The organism is Pseudomonas sp. E1MeOHC2, assembly GCF_058745025.1.
Genome location: NZ_CP196675.1, coordinates 5,511,086 through 5,528,615 on the forward strand (window position 1 = coordinate 5,511,086; position 17,530 = coordinate 5,528,615).

Here is a 17,530-nt window from a genome sequence, read left to right on the forward strand (position 1 = left end):
GGCTGGCTCCGGGACTGGCGGCCCAGCACCCTCGGCCATTACTTCGCCGGTGAAGGTGTTTCGGATAGTGCAGACCTGGCGCACTACGACCTCGGCAGGAATGTCTTGCGAACTCCGCGTGGTGTGGCCATGTTTTCTCCATGCACAAAAAAGCCCGCACTGGGCGGGCATTGGGAAGGATCTGCAGCAGTTGCTGCTCTGTGATTGGCACTCCTTTCTCCAGAAGGACGCCCCGTGCCAGGGCGCTGTTAGCTGACGAGGCTCGCGCCACTGGTCTTGACTGCCACGACCTTCTCCGTCGGCATCTTGATTGAGAGCCGCGAGTCGAACTCCGCGAAAGCCGTATCGGAGAAGAAGTGGAACCCGCCGCGCCACCTGTAGCCGACCCCTGGTGCAAGGGGGACCGCGATCGAAGCCACTGCAGCGTGATAGAACTTGGCTCGACCCGGGCCAGGCCCGCGGATGAAGGACGCGGTAGGGTGAACGAATTCGCCATTGCCTACGCCATACGATCTATCCATCCAGCTCGCCATTGTCCCGTATGTGGACTTGGTGAGCAGAATCCACGCTCTCGGGTAGCTGGTCCTCGCCCCACTGCTTACCGTTGTATCCTTCGCAATCCTCGCTGGCGTCTGGGAGTCAGGCATCATTTGCGACACGTCGAACCCACCGAAGTAGTGCTGCGGGCCGTTATCTGTGTGGACGATGATGTCTTCCTTGGCGATGATGTCGGCGTGGACCCTCGCCCCGCTGCCGGAAAAATCAAGGGAGAACACCTGGTCGGCCACATACCTTCCTTCGGTAGTGGTGTTGTAGGCCATGAGCTCGTTCCAGATCATGCCTTGCAGAACGTTGGCGAAACCTGACGATGGGGATTCAATGATCTGGCCGTCAGCGAACAGAGTGAACGAAGCGTTTCTTGCCGTTGGCGAGCCCGCTGCGTTGCCGTCATTGCCGTGCGCACCCCCGGTGTACATCTGCGCATGACCGTCGCCGTTGTTTACCGCCTCGATCTGCATCGGCGGCAGGTAGTCCGTCGCAATGTCGGTCGCCCCAGTGATCGGCCCCCATACCGCTTTCGACAGGTCTGCAACCTTCGCCGCGATTTCCACAGTGTTGATATCTGGCAACTGGTTGATCGCAGCGGGCTTCACCGTGACACGGTAGGCGTTGTTTCTGGAGTTGTAGGCGTAGGTCAATTTCTTAACAAAGGGATCCCATGTGAAATAGACGCCGGTCTTAACGATTTCGCCCGAAGGCGTTGCAGCGGGGGCTCGTTTGTACCGGCTTTCGTCGATGATCCAGTTGCGGGCTGGGAAGTTGGGGTTGACCGCAGCGAAAAATGCTCCATTGGCGGGGATTTTCGCGCCGTCGAGAGTGATCTTGACTACCACCGCAGACTTCTTGGAGCACTCAAAGGTCAGCGTTTGAAAGCCCCCAATTCGGCTTACTACGCCTACGTTGATTACATATTCGTGGATGGTAGTGGCGTTTCCGGCAGCCTCATAAGCAGCGCGCTCAAACTCTTCGATACGGAATCCCAGTGAAGCCTTGTTTGGATCTACTGGAGTTCCCGGGTCATCCGGCACCACCTCACTGGCCACCACATATGACACCCGATAGAGCTTCCCTGCCTCGGCCCCGAAGATTTCCAGATCAACGAACAGGTCGCGAAACGCCTGCCCACACCGTGGACAGGCGCATGGCCTTGTCGACGCTGACTGACTTACCACTACTGGACTGGGCGCCGTTAAAAGCACTCCAGAAACCTCCATCCGACAGCTTGATAGTCTTACCCAGCCATTCACTCATACTGGCTGAAGGCTTGGTGGCAGCAGCGCCCAGTGCCTGGGATAGGGTTTTAATCACTGACAAGTCCTCTGCGGATGAAGCCAGCGATGCAGAAGAAGCTCAGCGATCCGGCCAGCAAAGCCCAGCCGGTACCAGCCAGCATCCATACCCCGCTGCATGCCAAGCAGAAAGCGACCACTGCGCAGGCGATGAAAATATGAAATGCGTTCATGCGATCAGTGGGTCCCGAATGCCTGCCATGAAATTGTCCATTCCCCCCCTGCCCTCTGGATTCAGGCTCAGCAGCGAAACGGCGTTGAATGTAGCCATCAGCGGGTCAATCTTTGCGGTGCCCGATGCTTGCTTGGTGATCAAGAAGGCGTTGGCTGAAGGCACGCCCTTGGCATTTCCGCAGGACCAAGCCATGAGCGGCTGACCACAATGGAGCAGCGTGCCCTCGGCAAGCTTGCGTTCCGTCGTTTTGATTGCGCCGGTAAGTTTCCAGCCTTGAGAGATACCCACTATCTTGTCTTCCTCAACGCCAGCATCTGCAAGCGCGTCGAGTACTGCGCCGATGCCTGCCGGATCGAGGCCGACCTTATCGAGTAGCCCGGTGTCATTGACACGGGCCACGATGGCCGCGAATTGCTCAACGTCATCACCGATGCGCTCCACAATGGTGATGTCGCCAGCCTTCTCTAGGTCTCTCAAGCGTGGCGCCTCTGACTTGCGGCGCTCCAGAACCGAAGGGTGCGCCCAGGCGTGAGCCCAGTGGAACCACCTGCGGCTTCCCGTCTCCCGGCCCATCACGGCAAGACCGAGCAGATCATCAAGACCGCCGCCATCCCCGCCGACATCAATGACCTCGCACCGCGTGAGGATTTCGTCGAGGCTGAGCCACGCTGAAGCCTGCGGCTCCCAAAACTCAGCCCCAACCCAAGCGTCGGACATCAGCGCAAGGCCGATCTCGATGTTGAGGTGCTTGGCCAAGAAGCCGCGCAACTCAGCCTCGCCGTCCAGCTCCGCCTGCATAAACAGGCGCTCAAGCGTAGGTCGGTCGACTGAGTAATCGATGTTCGGATTGACCAGGTGGAAGTTCTCAGGCTTCCTCGCCTCGCCGCTCTTGATCATCTCTTGAGAGAACTCATAGATGATCGGCAGGAACCGGTTGTCGTCGATCCGGCCATCACGCACGCCGCGCGCATAGTTGAGCTTGGAGCGGAACACGCCAGCCGGCGGCTCGTTCGACTGGGTCGTCAACCAGATGATGAAGCCTTCAGGTCGCGACAGCAGACCGCCAGTGGCCTCGCGGATCATGTCAGCGGCTTTGGGGTTCTTGCCGAATAGCCAGGCCTCATCGATCAGGACGCCGACCGCCTTCTTGCCGCCCACCACGTCGCTATCCGCAGCCACCACCTTCAAGGTGGCGCCGGTCTCGCGATGAGTGATCAGCCGCAGGTGCGGCTGGACATGCAGCAGCGCTTTCAGCTCATCGTCATTGTTGACCATGTCCTTGGCCGGGATGAACGAGTTATCGGCAATCTCCTTGGTCGGCGCCAAGATGATGAACTCAGCCGAAAGACGCCAGTTGCGGATCAGCGCTGTCAGCATGATCCCTGCAGCGATCGTAGATTTACTGTTCTTCTTCGGGATGTCAACAGATTGGGGGAGGCCACAAACTGCCATGGGTCGCGTTTTTTTGGAAGCACATATACCCCCAGGCATACCCCCAAATGGTCGGCGCTGATAAACTGAGACAGACTACTCAAGGGTGAGTCCGTTTCTTGAGCATAAAGACTCATTATTGGACCGTCATGGCTGACTGGAAAGCCCCCGACGCTGACATTGATTAAGGACGACTCAAATGGCAATTTATGATCTGTATTCCAAGCGACTGAAACGAGAGAATGGAGAGACACCTGAGTTCTTTGAGTATGAGTCAATACCAAAAGAACTCATAGTCCAACTAATACACATATTTGACGAAGCCTTGGGGTCGCAGAGCGACTGCAATACCAACAATGATTCCAGAAACGCGTGGGAAGGGATCACATCTATACTTAACAGAGAGTATGGCTCTTTCACGCTTGCTGGATTTTCGTATGACAGAAGATCAAACCAGTATGATGAATTCTACTGGTTCATGTTCACTGAAAGACGAATCGAAAGATTGCTCGACGCAATCGAACTCACACTCACAACCATGAACACAACAGCAAAAAAACAATGGTTTATGGGTAGGTATGAAGCCGCACCGATTATTGAACCTCTAATAAAGGAAGCGAACGACCGATTTCTTGAGCACGGCATTGGCTATCGCTTCGAGAACAATAGAATATTGAGAGTTGATTCGGAGTTTTTCCACAGCGAAGTGACCAAGTCTGCTTTAGTCCTTCTGCGGCAAGAATGGTGCGCAGGCGCCGAAGACGAGTTCTACAAAGCACATGAGCACTATCGCCACGGACACTACAAAGAGGCACTCAATGAGTGCCTAAAATCCTTTGAAAGCCTAATGAAATCCGTCTGCCATAAACACAGGTGGGAAGTTAGCGATCGAGCCACTGCTAGCAATCTTATCCAAGTCTGTCTAGACAAAGAGCTCATCCCTAGCTATTGGCAGTCACACTTCTCGTCACTGAAGTCTCTATTAGAAAGCGGTGTGCCAACTGGGCGAAACAAAAATTCTGGTCATGGTCAAGGCGTAGCTCCGACCGAGGTACCAAAGCATATAGTCTCACATATGCTTAATATGACGGCCGCCACCCTTCTCTTCATATGCGAAGCAGAGAGCAACCTAACTTAAGGTTGCCCTGCATCATACCGCGAATGCGCATATCGATGCCTAATCGCTTATTAGGCTCTAGAATAATCACCGACCTTGAAGCCTGAGTACATCTAGAGGGAAGTTGAATGACTGCTTCAAACATCAAAAAATATAAGGACGACATTGACCGCCTGTTAGAGGAAGCCAACTTAGTAGCAAGTTCCTTACACTCGCAAGCCTACGGGGATGAAGCCTTATATGAAGCAATGCTTAATAGATTCGGGAGCAAAGAGAAGGCAGATGAATTCATTAAAAAACTTCAGCCATTCGAGTTTGCCTACCAGCATTGGTACTCAGAAGCACTGCCACTTGTGAAGCAGTTATTACCGGATCGGCTATCCGATTTTGTACGACTTTACGAAAGACCAGCAAACAGAAAAGAGCTCGCGATAGATAACTACCGCCTTGAAGATGCATGTCACGGACTACGCAGAATGAACATGGGAGTTGTACTGGCAAGCTCAAAGAATGCAACTGTTTTGCTTAACCAACAAATTGCCATTGTAGAAGCAATACGACGCCGCTTCGAAAGCTCATTGTTCGAGATAAAGCAACTAGTGCAAGCCGATCTCTACGATACCGAACTAAGCGCAGCTCGAAGCCTTCTGAGTTCAGGCTTTTCGCGAGCAGCCGGAGCAATGGCTGGGGTGGTGCTGGAGGGACACTTGAAGCAAGTATGTGACAATCATAGCATCCCCAAGAAATCAGGTACTATTTCTGTTCTAAATGAATCGCTTAGAGCTGCAGGAGTGATTGATCTAGCACAGTCAAGGCATATTCAGTTTCTCGGTGATATACGGAATAAGTGCGGCCATAAAAACAGCACTGAACCAACTGCAGGAGAGGTAACGGATTTGCTTGATGGTGCTGACAAAGTTATAAAAACCATCTTTTAAACCCTTCGGGGCTTAATCAAACACTCAAGCAATCGCGACTCTCGAAGCTAGGGTGCCCTCAGATCTGAGGACACCCTTCACCATCTGCCGTCAGAATCAAACTGATTGCGCAGCTCGGACCATTTTCGAAGGAAGCTGCTTCAAGGTTTGCTCCTGCATGTGGCTGACGCACGCCTCGACATCGTTGGCCACCGTATCGCCGCAAACCTCATCCACCATAGCGCGGCCTGAATCCTTCCCATCACCTAACCCAGCAGGTCAGTTCGGCAGGCGTCAACATGCGCGACTTCACCTCTAACCTGGTCCAGACCACCAACGCATCTACCCCGCGTCGGCTGTCGACCGGAAAGATCCGGCTTGGCAGTGGCCAACAACCTGCTTGGCCTCTGCGACGTTGAAGTGCTCCAGGGCCACAGTGTTTTACTCGATAAGGAAGAGATTCACGAGACGGTTGAAGACCACCGAGCCTACATGGTTAGAAAATTCAAAATTGTTGTTTAATCAGTGAAAATATAAAAAAGCCCGCAGCTGCGGGCTTTTTATTTTGGAAGTTAATCATGCCTGATTTTTAGCTAAATCTAGAAATCAAAGAGACTATGGTCCATTTTCTCGATGCGCCCTATTAGCTCATTGGTTTCCTTTATTTCCTGAGCCGCACCATCATCACCAGCAAAGATTGTAGATGCACGGATACCCATAAAATCTAGCTCAATCAAAATGAATGTCTTGAGGTTTGCAGGTATGACTATTTTGATTAGCTTGTCGTTCGGCTGCATGCACTTTTCAAACGGCTTTCCTGGCTTAGCATGGAGACTGAATAATCCAAGTTGTGATTCCATGCGATCACTTGTTCTTGGTGACAACATAAAGACCATGTCGTACTCCACCCCGTCGACCTCGACACTGTCATTGTGACTCTTCATGCCGTTGACGTTGAAGGGGATGTGCTTATCACGCTTATATAAATAGACTGCAGCATCTGTGTCATGCCCGGTCCTACACGCAAAGTACAGAGCTACCAATGGGCTGAAGCTCCAATCCAAAAGTCTTGTAGGAAGTCCATAGTGCTGCGCCATGGTCAAAAGCAATAGCGGGCGCTTTGCATAATATTCACTAATCCCCAACCTTTCCCCACTCATACTTAGCCATTCATGGAACAGGGCTTCGTCATTGTGAATATTGTGAGGTTCCCGCGCGCACCCTGGCACCAGCGGCCATTGCTCGTTGGATTGACCTCTGAAGAAAACATTCCTGCGATTGTTGAATCTCCAGTGAGCTTTGCAGGCATTCAAGTAACCGGACATTGATTCCACTGTAATCACTTCCATATCCCCTCCATGTTTTCCTCTGGCCCAAGCCGATTGAATTCCGAGCAGCATAGCTGCAACTTTGATCGCACCGCCAGCGTTGAACGTAACACCGGCGGAAAACGCCATCGGGGAAAAATCTGGCGAGAAAATCACTTATCCCCCTCCCACCGACGCGCTTTCCGCCGTAAAACAGTGCAATGACCGTGGTTAGTGCAACTGAATGCCAGGGCCAGGCCCGCTGCGGGCTCTGGCAGCTGATCGGCCATTGCACTAACCAAGTGTTGCAAATCGATTGAACGAGAAATAGGCCACTAACTGAAACGCTCAGAGGCCGGATGCCTGATTGCATCAGCGATGGGCACCGGCCTTCGGGGGTGTCCTCACAACTGAGGACCCCCTACATACCCGGGATTCTGGGTATGTAGGGGCCCCGCTCACTTTATACCTTTTCCTGCGGATAGATCCCGAAGGAGATGATCGCTCCTCCCCAGCGGCGCTCTCCGATGCAGATCGGGACAGGGTTACCGCTGGCGGTGGTGTTTCGGGCGCTGCCGAAAGCATAGGAAGGCCTATTTTCTGGTGCTGCACTTTGAGACAGCCCCTGCGCCTGCGGGCTCAGGGCTCCAATGACTCCCTGTGCAATCATCGAGAAGCCGAATGCTGCAGTGGCTGGGCGAGCAAGTGATTCGCCTGCGCGTATCGGTCATCACCGGCGGCGCTCAACCGGTGCTGAAACTGCGCTGGATCGGCGAAGAGGCCCAGCGCGAGTCCATCGCTCAGGAATTTAAGGCCGTTCTCGACGATAACGTCGGTACCGCCGCGAAGCTATCCTTGGGCACCTTCGACGCTAAGTGACTAGATTCAGCGCCACAGCCTGAAAGCTGTCACCTGTGGCGCAGGGTTTCAACCTAAGGAGCATGCTGATTTCAGCAGGATCCGGGGCATGAGATACAAGCACCCGATTGGGCCTAATTTCTGAAATTTTTTTGCAAATTTCATTTTTGCAATGTTTCTGCTTCAGCCTGTATTTGGCCGCTGGCGGGGAATGGGATATTTCTTTCCATCCTCGCCGAACCACTTATACACTTCAAATATCCGCGTACCAAGCACATCATCGATAGAGCGGTAGGATACATGAATTTCATATTGCTCTCCAAAGTCAGCCAATGAAAACTGGCGCTTTGTGCCATTACTCAAAGGTTCCAAATCATACTGAAATTCTTCTACACCATTAACCAACAGCCGGATATCTACACAATCACAATAACCACCGCTATTTATCAGCTCAAAGCTGTCAAAATTATCGCCCTCCCAAACATACTGTTCAACATGCTTCATCTCGAAGAGCGGCTGAACCAGCCGACTCTGATTAGCTAGCGCTAGCGCTTGCAGCCGAGCCATCTCGCTTTGCTGCGCGACCGACTTCTCCAACTCGTCGGCTTGTAGCTTGAGTGCTTTATTGTTTTGCCTTAGCTCATACCCTTGCTGAAAAAAGCCTAGCACAAGCCAAAGAATTGCTATAGGACCAAATACTCCAGCAAGAAAATCACCTAAATTGTTTAAATCCATTGTTTCGAGCAATGCAAATCTGCCACCTACTAAGACCCAAATAAAGTAAGCGTAAATCGCAGACAGCGACACCCCAATTGATGCCAAAACTGTGTTCATAAACCCCTCGCAGCGAAACAGAGTGGGTATTCAACATTACCTCAACCAAGATTGCTACCATGCCGCATCCGGCCACGGAGGGCGGCGCATGCATGGAGAAAGCCATGATCGAAGCCACCGAGAAGCAGCTCGGCCTGCTCTGGCACACCCTGGGCCTGAACCCGGGATGCCGTACCGGCAACAGAAACCACTTCCTCACCAGCCCAGGCTATGACGACGCCAACAACTTGGATGTGCTGTTAGAGGCGGGCCTGATGACGCGCCGGAAGGCGCCAGCCTTCTGTGATGCTGATGACGTGGTGTACCGGGCAACGCGTGAAGGCAAGCAGTTTGCGCTGTCCAAGCTGCCTCCGCCGCCGCCACCACGAAAGTACACCAGGTTCTATGCCTATCTCGACGAGTGCGAGTGCTACGACGGCTTCGCCCACTTCCTCGGGATCAACCAGCCGCAGATCCAGCAGCGCGGCAACTGGCGGAACTACGAATACCGGATGGTCCGCTACCCGCGCGGAAGTGGCTACTGCGAGCATCGCCGGCCTACTCGTTTCGCGCACTGCTCGCCCTACGAGACTCTTGAGGTTGCCGGTGACTGGGCTCACACCATGAAAGCGGCCAAGGCCAGCTACAAAGAAGCGCTTCGGCTGCACCAGACCAAGGGCCGCGCCGATAAGAAGCGCCTCGCAGCCTAACTCTCCGGCGCTGCCCGCCAGCGCCTTCCCCGGAAACGAAAACGCCGCCCTGATAGGCGGCGCTGTATGACCAAGAGCATGTGTTACCAGGTCTTCGGCTCTGACTTCTTGTACGACCCACCGGTCATGCACTTCTCGACCAGGTCTTCGCGAGCCTTGTTATCCGGAAGCGTTTTCAGATACTCGGGCTGGCAGTGAAAGGTGTTCGGCTCGTACGCAGCAGGGTCGTGATTGATGGCTTCTTGCTGTTCCTTCGGCTTCTGTTCGGCCTCTGCTTCGAAGCAGCCACTGAGGGATAGCGAGGCAACAGCAACAACAATTGCTCCAAAAACGGTGCGTTTCATGAGGTTCCTTCCTGTGAAATGGCCGGGCGTTATATCAAACATCCACCCCTCCCGCAAAACGTGGCGCCGTGCCATCAGCCAGCGCCTTCCCCTATTCAACGATAACGCCTCCCCGGGAGAGGGCGGCGCCAGCATCAACATAATCGAACATGGATTATCTTAAGCCTCACAGTCCGCAAATGCGTCGAAGGCTGCTCATTGTTTGGAATTATTGCTGGACCTCATACGCCCCCAGAAATCGGGGAAAATCAACTTTCGATCAAGGCCTAAATCATTTTTGGTATCTATCCAGGCTTGCTCAAGCTCTCTACGAAGTAAATCCCGGTAATCCTTGACTTTCTTCAGAGGCTCAGTAACAGAATCACGATGTTTTACCTGTATAGAAATTTTAGTTGCGTCAGATCCACAAACTATTAGCTCTCGAGAATTTTCATCATCTCTACTCATCAAGAGTTCAACCTTTGCACGAAGCTGAGAGACTCGCGCACATGTCGAATAGTAATTTTCAGAGTTCTTAAATTCCTTCTCCTTGGAATTCATGTTAACCAAATAAGTTAGAAGTGAAATCAGCTCCGCTGATGCATCCCTAAGTTCTGCCATCCAATGATGTCGAAAATTACTTATATTCCCTTTAATTTGATTTCGCTGCACGCCGACGCTAAGCCAAGCGACTAACAACGCCACTATGACCCCGGCTGCTGAAGGCACCACCGTCGCCCAGTCAGTGTCAGTCTCAAGATGTACATGCAACGGAGTTATTTTGGTCCCTAACTGCTGTTCAGTCGCTACCCTTTTGTACAAGCCGTCCCCATCATATTTGATATCACGTACGTCAAGTTCGAAATTCTCTGGCAGTTTCATATCTTCATCTTTCTACTTTTCCCGACGATATACCACATGCCCATGCCATGTGGAAGCTTCCGCAGCGGCACTGAAGGATCGACCGAGGCTTGGCACCCCTTGGGCTAATGCCCCCACTCCACGAATACACTATTTCTACTTCAACGTATCACGCGCCCCGGCGAGGGCGGGGCCTGCACGCAAGGACAACGACATGACCGAACAACAGCACGACAAAAGCAAGCTCGAGCGGGTCATCCGCAAGATCAAGCGCTGCCTGGCCCTCTCCAAAAGCTCGAATGAGAACGAGGCAGCTACGGCCATGCGCCAAGCCCAGTCGCTGATGCGCGAGTATCGCCTCACTGAAATGGACGTGCGACTCAGTGGTGTTGGAGAGGTGGAGTCGGAAAAGAGCAGGGCCAACCGGAGACCGACATGGGACCGTCACCTCGGCGCCATTATCGCTGAGGCCTTCGGGGTAAGGCCGCTGTCCCGTAGGCACTGGTGCGACGCCACTAGCCGTGTAGTCGAACGTGCAATGTTCGTTGGTGTAACCCCGGCACCACAGATCGCGATGTACGCCTACGAAACACTGCTGAACCAGTTGACCATTGCACGGCGCGCCTATGTATCGCAGGTTCGCACCGGCAAGCGTCGGAGCTCCTACTCACCGGATACCGCTGGTGATCACTTTGCGCTGGCCTGGGTTTCGGCAGTGCACGGCAAGATTCACGAGCTGGTCTCGCGGGGTGAAGAGGATCCTGCAATCAGCCAGCACTCCAACGGGCGGGATCTGGTAGCAGTTGAATCGCATGACAAAGCGTTGATCGAGCAGTTCTTGGCAGATTGCGAGATCGGAAAAGCCCGAAAGGTTAGAGAACTTGACCTCGATCTGAATGCACAAATCGCCGGCCTGCTGGCCGGTCAGCGCGTTGAACTGAATCCCGGCCTGGCTACAGGCGGGGAAGCCCAGCTCCAACTGGCCAGAGCATGAGGATAACATGACCACAGCAATCGAGCTGTTCGCCGGCCTCGGCGGATGGAGTACCAGCGCGCGCCGCAGGCGTCCAGGTTCGTTGGGCGGCAAACCATTGCCCCGTGGACGCTGAGTGGGAGAGCCCATCTGGTGCTTGTTCGACTTCATGGTTCGCTGGGGCTGAGCCCCAGGCGCTGCTCGCCCAGCCAGCGGCCAACAATCAGGTTTGATCTGGTAGCGCATACTCAAATTTATATGAGTGCTGCCCATCGGTGATCGTGATGACCATGCTACCGGTCAGCCCCGAAAGCGCGTCAGTTCCCGAATCAGGTACCACGGTGATGGACTGAACGGGTGTTCCACGATCCATAGAAGAACTGTGTTGAAGTACGAAGCTCCCGCTGCGACCGTGCAAGGCTCCATGCACAACTTCCATGGCAACGTAGCCGGCCGACCCTTGAACGCTGCTGCGGAAAGACAACATCTCACCTTGGCTGGTGGCTTCTAGATCCCCCTGAAACTGCTTGTCCAAAGACAATCGACCGAGGCCAGATTGCTCAGCGACGCTGCTCAAAGTTTCCGGACTGAGCGTGATGTCGAACGGCCCTATGGCGGTGTAATGCATATCAAATTCCTTTTGACCCGGCTCGATGCCGGTCAACCGTAATACCCCATCCCAATCCAAATTGCCACCATGCCGTCCGGCCACGGAGGGCGGCGCATGCTTGGAGAAATCCATGAGCAACTACAACTGTCAATACGTTCGCCGCCACTACGACGTGCCGGCCGAGATCGGGCGCCGCGTGATCGCCAACGGCGAGCCTGGCGTGATCATGGCCGACCGTGGACACTACATCGGCGTGATCCTCGACAGCGACCCGAAGAAACGCATCCGCAACTACCACCCCACCTGGGAAATGCAGTACGGCGAGATGGCCGAGAAGCTGCCGCTCAAGCAGTGGGAAGTCCTCACCAACGGCATGTACGACTGGGATGACGTCAGGTACATGCTTGGCGATGCCCGCCATTACGTACAACGCGTATGGGCAGCTACACGCAGCCAGGCCAAGTACCGGGCCTACCAAGAGCTGTTCGAGTGCTTCAATGACGACGCCACCGCCATGTTGAGCTTCAAGGTTCGCGCCGCAATTTGATCTTCCGGCGCTACCAGCCACCGGATCTCCACTGCTGTCATATTTTTTTGCTTAGAAGATAATCAAGAGAACTAGTTGTCTCAGCATAAATAAACTTCGCCTTCTCCATAGCTTCCGCCTTAAGGGCTAAATACTCGGCACTTTCGCCGGTATAGGAACCGATTTCGGCCGCAATATACAACTCTCTCGAGTAATGCGTGAACATATCAACATATAGCTCCGGACGACCGACAATAGATGCTTCTTCGGCTGGATTCAAAAAAGCAACCGAAGATGTCCAAGCCTTCTTGTAGTCGGTAAAGACTTGCAATGCCTTCGCTCGCCTGGCCGAAATTTCCTCAACCAATGCTTCTGAAACGCTTTCGCCTTCTAGCTTTGCGTCACAATCTACAAATACAAACTGCAGATATCCACGATAAACATGAAGATCGGTAGCAGCGTCTTTCAGGTTTGAAAGCCTCGAAAATCTTTCGGAAAACCGAAACTGTTTCTTCCAAGATGTAAGAGCAGTGGCTGCAACAATACACGCCAAAATCGTCGCCACATAACTGGATGCCTCTAAAGCAGCATTGAGCTTTTTTTCATCACCAATGACAGGCGCCCAAACAAGACCTGTGACAAATGAGCCTACAACAATAGCAGTCAAAATCGTCACATCATTTCTATCCATACTTTCTTGTAAACCCCTCAAATTTCTCAGCTGCTTTAGCTTATCCCAATGCGAGGAAGCTACCATGCCCCTAGAATACCAACTTGGCGCTGCTAATAAACTGGTCATCCTGCCGATGTGGGCCATCGACCGCATCAAGGAAGAAATGCGCCTCGGCCCTGCCGCCTGGCAGACAATAACCGACGCAGTTGCGCAGGCAGAGGTACCTCAGGCTCTTTCTTGCGAAGTGAAGCTGCCGCCGGGCACCGTAATCGGCCAAGGCTCGCCCTTGTCGACGCTGCTTATGGCTATTGCGCAGCGCGCCAGCCAACCGACTGATCGACCTTGCGATGCTTGCGGCGCAAAGACCGAGCTGAAAGTTCTGAATTCCTGACAGGAGCACATCCGTACTCCTCAGCTGTAACCCCTCTCCCCTCTATTCACTGCCGCGATATGGCGGCCAAGGAATCGTCATGCCTGAAGAAATCAAGCTGATCCAAGCGGCGCCGGTCGTGCGCGACGAGTACGGAATGTTCCAGCACCCTGACCTACCTGACTTCGACGAGGGTGATGGCGAGAAGTGCAAGGCCTGGATTGCTCAACAGGGCCTGAAGCTCGTCATGGTCCATCTGGAGACCGATGCGCCTGACGAGATCGCTGATCGGTACTACGCATCCGATGAGCCGCATTGCGGCTACTGGGAGCCAAGCAAGCCTGAGGGCGATTACTGGTTCTGCCTGGCCATCCACGACACTGACGACGGCCCGGTGTGCTGGTGGGCACGCCGCGAGGTTCAGCCATGACGAAAAAACACCACCCGCTCGACGTGCAGAGCGTTGGCGAAGACACGTACATCGTCATGTGCAAGGGCCATCACGACCTTGATCAGTTCATGGCCGCCGCAATCAAGCGGTATCCCGGTTGGGCCCTGGGTGGTCCCGTCCACGTTTGGGTCAAGACCACCCCGGGGCACGGCACCTACGACCAGATGTACAACCTGGTTCCTGAGGGCACTCGCGGGTGCTGGCCGGCAACCTACTGCCACGAGTACGGCGACGGCTACGAGCACTACAGCGGCGAGGTCCAGCCATGACCCGCCTCGCCCTCTGCCTCCTGCTGCTGGCCACCGGCGCCAGCGCAACCGAGAACTTCAACGACGTGCAGCACGACAGCCAGCGCGGGGTCACCTGCTACCTGCTCAATGGGGTGGGCATCAGCTGCATCCCCGACAGCCAGCTACAGGCCGGCAACGAGCGCCAGCTCTCCCCGCACGAAACCCAACCCGAACCTACACCCGCTCTGGCGCCTGGACGCTGGATTGATGAGAGGTATCAGCTGTGACTGAACTCGAAGAACTGCTGCTCGCCGCCAAGGCTGCCGGAATTGAGGTTGAACCGTGCACCTGCCGCGATCCGAAATGGCCGCTGCGCATCAAGGGCAATTCCGGCACCAGGGCGCATTGGAACCCCTACATCAACGACGGCGATGCATTCAAGCTTGCGATTGGTTTGGGCATGCAGATAAGCGTTCAAGGCTCTGGCGAAGGTGAGGCCGTCTGGGCTGACGACACCATGATCTGGGTGAAGAGCGAGTACGCCCAAGGCGACCGCCGGAAGGCTGCGCGGTCCGCAATCGTCAGCGTCGCGGCCCAGCGTGGAGAGCAAATGCCATGACCGACCTGATCGAAGTGAGGGTATCCAACCTTTCCGGTGAGGCGCTGGGCTGGGCTGTGGGAAAGGCGGAAGGCCTGGACGTGTTCCTGGCGCCGCCAGAGTACGGCAACCCGTGGCGGGTGTTCGCCCGTTACCAGGGCAAGGCCATCGAGCACGTCAAGCGCTTCAACCCCTGGGAAGACTGGGCCGTCGGCGGCCCGCTGATCGACAAGCACCAGGGCGGCGCCAAGCACTGCCGCGACTTGGAGGAAGCCGTCTGCTACAGCGGAGGACCTGCGGCAGCTGTCGTTTGGCTGTACGGGCCTAATGCACTGACGGCGTTCTGTCGCGGGCTGGTTCGTCATCGGCTCGACCATATCGTCCAGGTGCCCACGGAGCTGATGCCATGATCGCCCTCGCCTACATGGCCTACCTGATCTACAGGGGGCAGCGATGACAGCAGAGCTCTTTCAGTTCCCGGCCAAGCACCGGGTGCACAACAACCAGGTGGTGGCCAATCAAGCCGAGCGCAGGAAGCTGGCCGATTGGTTCCGGGAAGTTGCGCAGCACATCGAGGGCAACGAGGTGGAACGTGCGCCGCTGGCAGCCATGATCGTGCTTAGCAGCGCAACCGGTGACGAGGTTCTGCATGCCGGCTACTCAACTGACGCTACCTCACTCGTCCAGGCCGGGAACGCTGCCCGCCAATGGGCTCACCTGACTTTCCAGCGCCGGGCAGGCAACTTCTTCGACCGCCAGCGTTAACCCACCTCCCCCAACCTTTCAAGCCCGCCGACATGCGCGGGCGAGGATTCCCTATGTCCGCAACAGAACGCTTTCACCACACCGCGAACGACTGCCTGGAACGGCTGGCTGATGCACTCTGGCCAGACGCCAAGCTGGCCCTGGTCATCTACACCCCGGACAAACCCGAGCTCGATATCGTCCTCAAGGACAGCGGCCTGAACGTCGACGAGGTCGTGAGCACCCTACGGCGCCGCGGCGGGCTGAGCCTGGACGGCGAGAACACCTACAAACGACTCATTTGCGATGCAGTCGTTGGCGCCATGGCATGCGGTAAGCAGAACAGCAACCCTCCCCCGGAACGCCATTGGGGGCAGGAGTTCTGGGACATCGGCCGGGCCGAAGGCGCCCTGCAGGAGGAACTGGCAGGTGCGCTGCGCCTGGCTCGCAAAGGGCTGGACGCCTGCCAGCGCGTTATTCATTACGCCGGTGGCTTCGACCCTGCCTACGTCAACGACGCCCAAGCCGCTATCAAGGTGGCTGACGCGGTGCTCGAAAAGATTCCGGCCTGACCACCAACCTGCCGCCACCGGCGGCGTGGAGACCATCTCATGGATAACGAAAGCACCGGTGACGTAGACAAGGTCACCGAACAGCGACTGGCCGAATTGATCGGCTGCACTAAACGCTCCCTGGAACACCGACGCCTGGATGGGAAGATTCCTGCGGGCGTCTGGATGAAGCACGGCGGCCGGATCATTTACAGCAAAAAGAGGTATGACGAATGGCTGGAAAGCCAATGGATTTACCCCGAGGGGTCGAAATCTTCCGCAACTCCCTCCGCATTCGTTTCACATGGGACGGTATCCGTCGATGTGAAACGCTCCCCTATCCCCCGACACAAAAAGGGATCAAGGCTGCATCCAACCTTCGTGATCAGGTAAGCAGTCTCAATAAGCTCGGGCTGCTTGACGCGGACAAGTACGCCGAGCTGTTCCCCAGCTCCCAACCTGCGGTCGGTGGTAAGCCAACCTTCGGCGAGTACGCCCAACTCTGGCTGGACAGTCGCGAGATCACCCAGGGCACGCACAACAACTACAAAAGCGCGCTGAACCTTTACTGGATACCGCGCCTAGCCTTGGTCCGAGTGGACCTGATAACTACCTCCCTCCTCCGCCGCGTCATTACAGAAACTGAGTGGAGCTCAGCCAATGTGAAGCGCAATGCGCTCACCAGGTTATCAACGATCCTGGCCGCGGCCACCCGAGAGGGCCTGTTGCCCAAGAACCCCGCTGAAATCATTGAGCTACCCAAGCGGTCAAGGAAGGAGATCGATCCGTTCACGCTGGTAGAAGCCAACACCATCATCGACAAGCTGTATCAGCATAAGCACTGGCCGAGCCTGATCTACGCAGCACTGTTCGAGTTCATGTTCTTCACCGGCCTCCGCCTGTCGGAGGCCTTGGCGGTGCGGTGGGATGTGATCGATATGGAAAGGAAGACCGTGCACGTAAAGAGGACCGTCGCCCTGGGCGAGGTTGAGGAAAGGACAAAAACCGGCCGGGACCGTTTCGTTCTGCTGAACGATCGGGCCTTGCGGGCGATCCAGTTTGCCAGGCAGTACGCGGATCGTCGTAGGGATGGCAAGGGGGCAGTGACCGAAACTCCGTTCCTGTTCCCGCCGTCGAAGAACGCCGAGTACGTGAAACAGAGCTCCGATCTGCACAAACAGTGGGTGCCGGTGCTGAATGAATTGGGAATCCGGCGTCGCCCCCCATACAACTGCCGTCACACCTATGCGACAATATGCTTAATGTCCGGCCTCAACCCCGCATTTATCGCCCAACAGCTGGGTCACAGCGTGCAGATGCTGCTGTCGACGTATGCCCGTTGGCTTAACTCAAGCTCCGACTGGAGCGAGCTGGAAAAACTCAAGATTGGTATCAAATCGGTATCAGCTGAAAGCCCAGCGTCGTAAGTTACTGATAGGTAA

General features: G+C 55.1%; 21 protein-coding genes and 4 pseudogenes. 15 read left to right on the forward strand and 10 right to left on the reverse strand.

The window, feature by feature from the left end; translation table 11 throughout:
• Nucleotides 1-248 precede the first annotated feature (248 nt).
• The 3 genes and pseudogenes from ACSSU5_RS25025 to ACSSU5_RS25035 form a co-directional block, all read right to left on the reverse strand.
• Nucleotides 249-1,604: a hypothetical protein gene (locus ACSSU5_RS25025; protein ID WP_492560135.1), complete on the reverse strand. Its 1,356-nt coding sequence runs from the start codon at nt 1,602-1,604 to the stop codon at nt 249-251.
• Nucleotides 1,605-1,674: 70 nt separating this feature from the next.
• A pseudogene (locus tag ACSSU5_RS25030) lies at nt 1,675-1,869 on the reverse strand (phage portal protein); the annotation flags it as partial.
• Between the two features lie 150 nt (nt 1,870-2,019).
• Nucleotides 2,020-3,444: pseudogene (locus ACSSU5_RS25035) on the reverse strand (terminase large subunit); the annotation flags it as partial.
• A 211-nt stretch (nt 3,445-3,655) separates the two neighbouring features.
• Between ACSSU5_RS25035 and ACSSU5_RS25040 the strand changes: the two are divergent.
• Together ACSSU5_RS25040 and ACSSU5_RS25045 are read left to right on the forward strand one after the other, a co-directional pair.
• Nucleotides 3,656-4,594 carry an abortive infection family protein gene (locus ACSSU5_RS25040; protein WP_492560136.1) on the forward strand — a complete coding sequence of 313 codons (939 nt, stop codon included), beginning with the start codon at nt 3,656-3,658 and terminating at the stop codon, nt 4,592-4,594.
• A gap of 107 nt (nt 4,595-4,701) precedes the next feature.
• Nucleotides 4,702-5,511, forward strand: a complete 810-nt coding sequence (locus tag ACSSU5_RS25045; RefSeq protein WP_492560137.1) for a hypothetical protein — start codon at nt 4,702-4,704, stop codon at nt 5,509-5,511.
• A gap of 578 nt (nt 5,512-6,089) precedes the next feature.
• On the opposite strand, the gene ACSSU5_RS25050 is transcribed toward ACSSU5_RS25045, so the two are convergent.
• Nucleotides 6,090-6,974, reverse strand: coding sequence for an FRG domain-containing protein (locus ACSSU5_RS25050; protein WP_492560138.1), 885 nt, complete (start codon nt 6,972-6,974; stop codon nt 6,090-6,092).
• 286 nt (nt 6,975-7,260) lie between these two features.
• Nucleotides 7,261-7,491: pseudogene (locus ACSSU5_RS25055) on the reverse strand (tail assembly protein); the annotation flags it as partial.
• Here ACSSU5_RS25055 and ACSSU5_RS25060 point away from each other — a divergent pair.
• Nucleotides 7,491-7,676 (forward strand): annotated as a pseudogene (locus ACSSU5_RS25060) (DUF2303 family protein); the annotation flags it as partial. The pseudogenes ACSSU5_RS25055 and ACSSU5_RS25060 overlap by 1 nt on opposite strands.
• Nucleotides 7,677-7,838: 162 nt before the next feature.
• Here ACSSU5_RS25060 and ACSSU5_RS25065 read toward each other — a convergent pair.
• Entirely contained in the window at nt 7,839-8,489 is a 651-nt protein-coding gene (locus ACSSU5_RS25065) for a hypothetical protein (protein WP_492560139.1), read from the reverse strand.
• Nucleotides 8,490-8,593: 104 nt separating this feature from the next.
• Between ACSSU5_RS25065 and ACSSU5_RS25070 the strand changes: the two genes are divergently transcribed.
• Entirely contained in the window at nt 8,594-9,178 is a 585-nt protein-coding gene (locus ACSSU5_RS25070; RefSeq protein WP_492560140.1) for a hypothetical protein, read from the forward strand.
• Nucleotides 9,179-9,261: 83 nt separating this feature from the next.
• On the opposite strand, the gene trbK is transcribed toward ACSSU5_RS25070, so the two are convergent.
• Nucleotides 9,262-9,522, reverse strand: a complete 261-nt coding sequence (gene trbK / locus ACSSU5_RS25075) for an entry exclusion lipoprotein TrbK (protein ID WP_492560141.1) — start codon at nt 9,520-9,522, stop codon at nt 9,262-9,264.
• 195 nt (nt 9,523-9,717) lie between these two features.
• Entirely contained in the window at nt 9,718-10,383 is a 666-nt protein-coding gene (locus ACSSU5_RS25080) for a hypothetical protein (RefSeq protein ID WP_492560142.1), read from the reverse strand.
• Between the two features lie 193 nt (nt 10,384-10,576).
• Here ACSSU5_RS25080 and ACSSU5_RS25085 point away from each other — a divergent pair, with 193 nt between their 5' ends.
• Nucleotides 10,577-11,356: a DUF2786 domain-containing protein gene (locus ACSSU5_RS25085; RefSeq protein WP_492560143.1), complete on the forward strand. Its 780-nt coding sequence runs from the start codon at nt 10,577-10,579 to the stop codon at nt 11,354-11,356.
• A gap of 202 nt (nt 11,357-11,558) precedes the next feature.
• Here ACSSU5_RS25085 and ACSSU5_RS25090 read toward each other — a convergent pair whose 3' ends face one another.
• A complete protein-coding gene (locus ACSSU5_RS25090; protein ID WP_492560144.1) occupies nt 11,559-12,077 on the reverse strand; it encodes a DUF3224 domain-containing protein in 519 nt (172 codons plus the stop codon).
• On the opposite strand from ACSSU5_RS25090, the gene ACSSU5_RS25095 reads away from it, so the two are divergent.
• Nucleotides 12,076-12,492, forward strand: coding sequence for a hypothetical protein (locus ACSSU5_RS25095; RefSeq protein WP_492560145.1), 417 nt, complete (start codon nt 12,076-12,078; stop codon nt 12,490-12,492). The genes ACSSU5_RS25090 and ACSSU5_RS25095 overlap by 2 nt on opposite strands.
• Before the next feature lie 37 nt (nt 12,493-12,529).
• Here ACSSU5_RS25095 and ACSSU5_RS25100 read toward each other — a convergent pair whose 3' ends face one another.
• Complete coding sequence (locus ACSSU5_RS25100) at nt 12,530-13,147, reverse strand: hypothetical protein (RefSeq protein ID WP_492560146.1); 618 nt, start codon at nt 13,145-13,147, stop codon at nt 12,530-12,532.
• Between the two features lie 79 nt (nt 13,148-13,226).
• Between ACSSU5_RS25100 and ACSSU5_RS25105 the strand changes: the two genes are divergently transcribed.
• The 9 genes from ACSSU5_RS25105 to ACSSU5_RS25145 all read left to right on the forward strand — a co-directional run bounded on the left by ACSSU5_RS25105 (nt 13,227) and on the right by ACSSU5_RS25145 (nt 17,515).
• Nucleotides 13,227-13,535 (forward strand): hypothetical protein, encoded by a 309-nt coding sequence (locus ACSSU5_RS25105; RefSeq protein WP_492560147.1) that lies wholly within the window; start codon nt 13,227-13,229, stop codon nt 13,533-13,535.
• 79 nt (nt 13,536-13,614) lie between these two features.
• Nucleotides 13,615-13,944: a hypothetical protein gene (locus ACSSU5_RS25110; RefSeq protein ID WP_492560148.1), complete on the forward strand. Its 330-nt coding sequence runs from the start codon at nt 13,615-13,617 to the stop codon at nt 13,942-13,944.
• Nucleotides 13,941-14,234, forward strand: coding sequence for a hypothetical protein (locus ACSSU5_RS25115; protein WP_492560149.1), 294 nt, complete (start codon nt 13,941-13,943; stop codon nt 14,232-14,234). The genes ACSSU5_RS25110 and ACSSU5_RS25115 overlap by 4 nt, the downstream gene beginning before the upstream one ends.
• Nucleotides 14,231-14,482: a hypothetical protein gene (locus ACSSU5_RS25120; RefSeq protein ID WP_492560150.1), complete on the forward strand. Its 252-nt coding sequence runs from the start codon at nt 14,231-14,233 to the stop codon at nt 14,480-14,482. Before ACSSU5_RS25115 ends, ACSSU5_RS25120 begins: the two co-directional genes overlap by 4 nt.
• The gene (locus ACSSU5_RS25125; RefSeq protein WP_492560151.1) at nt 14,479-14,814 is read left to right on the forward strand and encodes a hypothetical protein; all 336 of its coding nucleotides are present in this window, start codon (nt 14,479-14,481) and stop codon (nt 14,812-14,814) included. Before ACSSU5_RS25120 ends, ACSSU5_RS25125 begins: the two co-directional genes overlap by 4 nt.
• On the forward strand, nt 14,811-15,203 hold the full coding sequence (locus tag ACSSU5_RS25130) for a DUF2591 domain-containing protein (RefSeq protein WP_492560152.1): 393 nt from the start codon (nt 14,811-14,813) through the stop codon (nt 15,201-15,203). Before ACSSU5_RS25125 ends, ACSSU5_RS25130 begins: the two co-directional genes overlap by 4 nt.
• Before the next feature lie 43 nt (nt 15,204-15,246).
• Nucleotides 15,247-15,558 carry a hypothetical protein gene (locus ACSSU5_RS25135; RefSeq protein ID WP_492560153.1) on the forward strand — a complete coding sequence of 104 codons (312 nt, stop codon included), beginning with the start codon at nt 15,247-15,249 and terminating at the stop codon, nt 15,556-15,558.
• A gap of 53 nt (nt 15,559-15,611) precedes the next feature.
• Nucleotides 15,612-16,109, forward strand: coding sequence for a hypothetical protein (locus ACSSU5_RS25140; RefSeq protein WP_492560154.1), 498 nt, complete (start codon nt 15,612-15,614; stop codon nt 16,107-16,109).
• Nucleotides 16,110-16,321: 212 nt separating this feature from the next.
• A complete protein-coding gene (locus tag ACSSU5_RS25145) occupies nt 16,322-17,515 on the forward strand; it encodes a tyrosine-type recombinase/integrase (protein ID WP_492560155.1) in 1,194 nt (397 codons plus the stop codon).
• Nucleotides 17,516-17,530 lie beyond the last annotated feature (15 nt).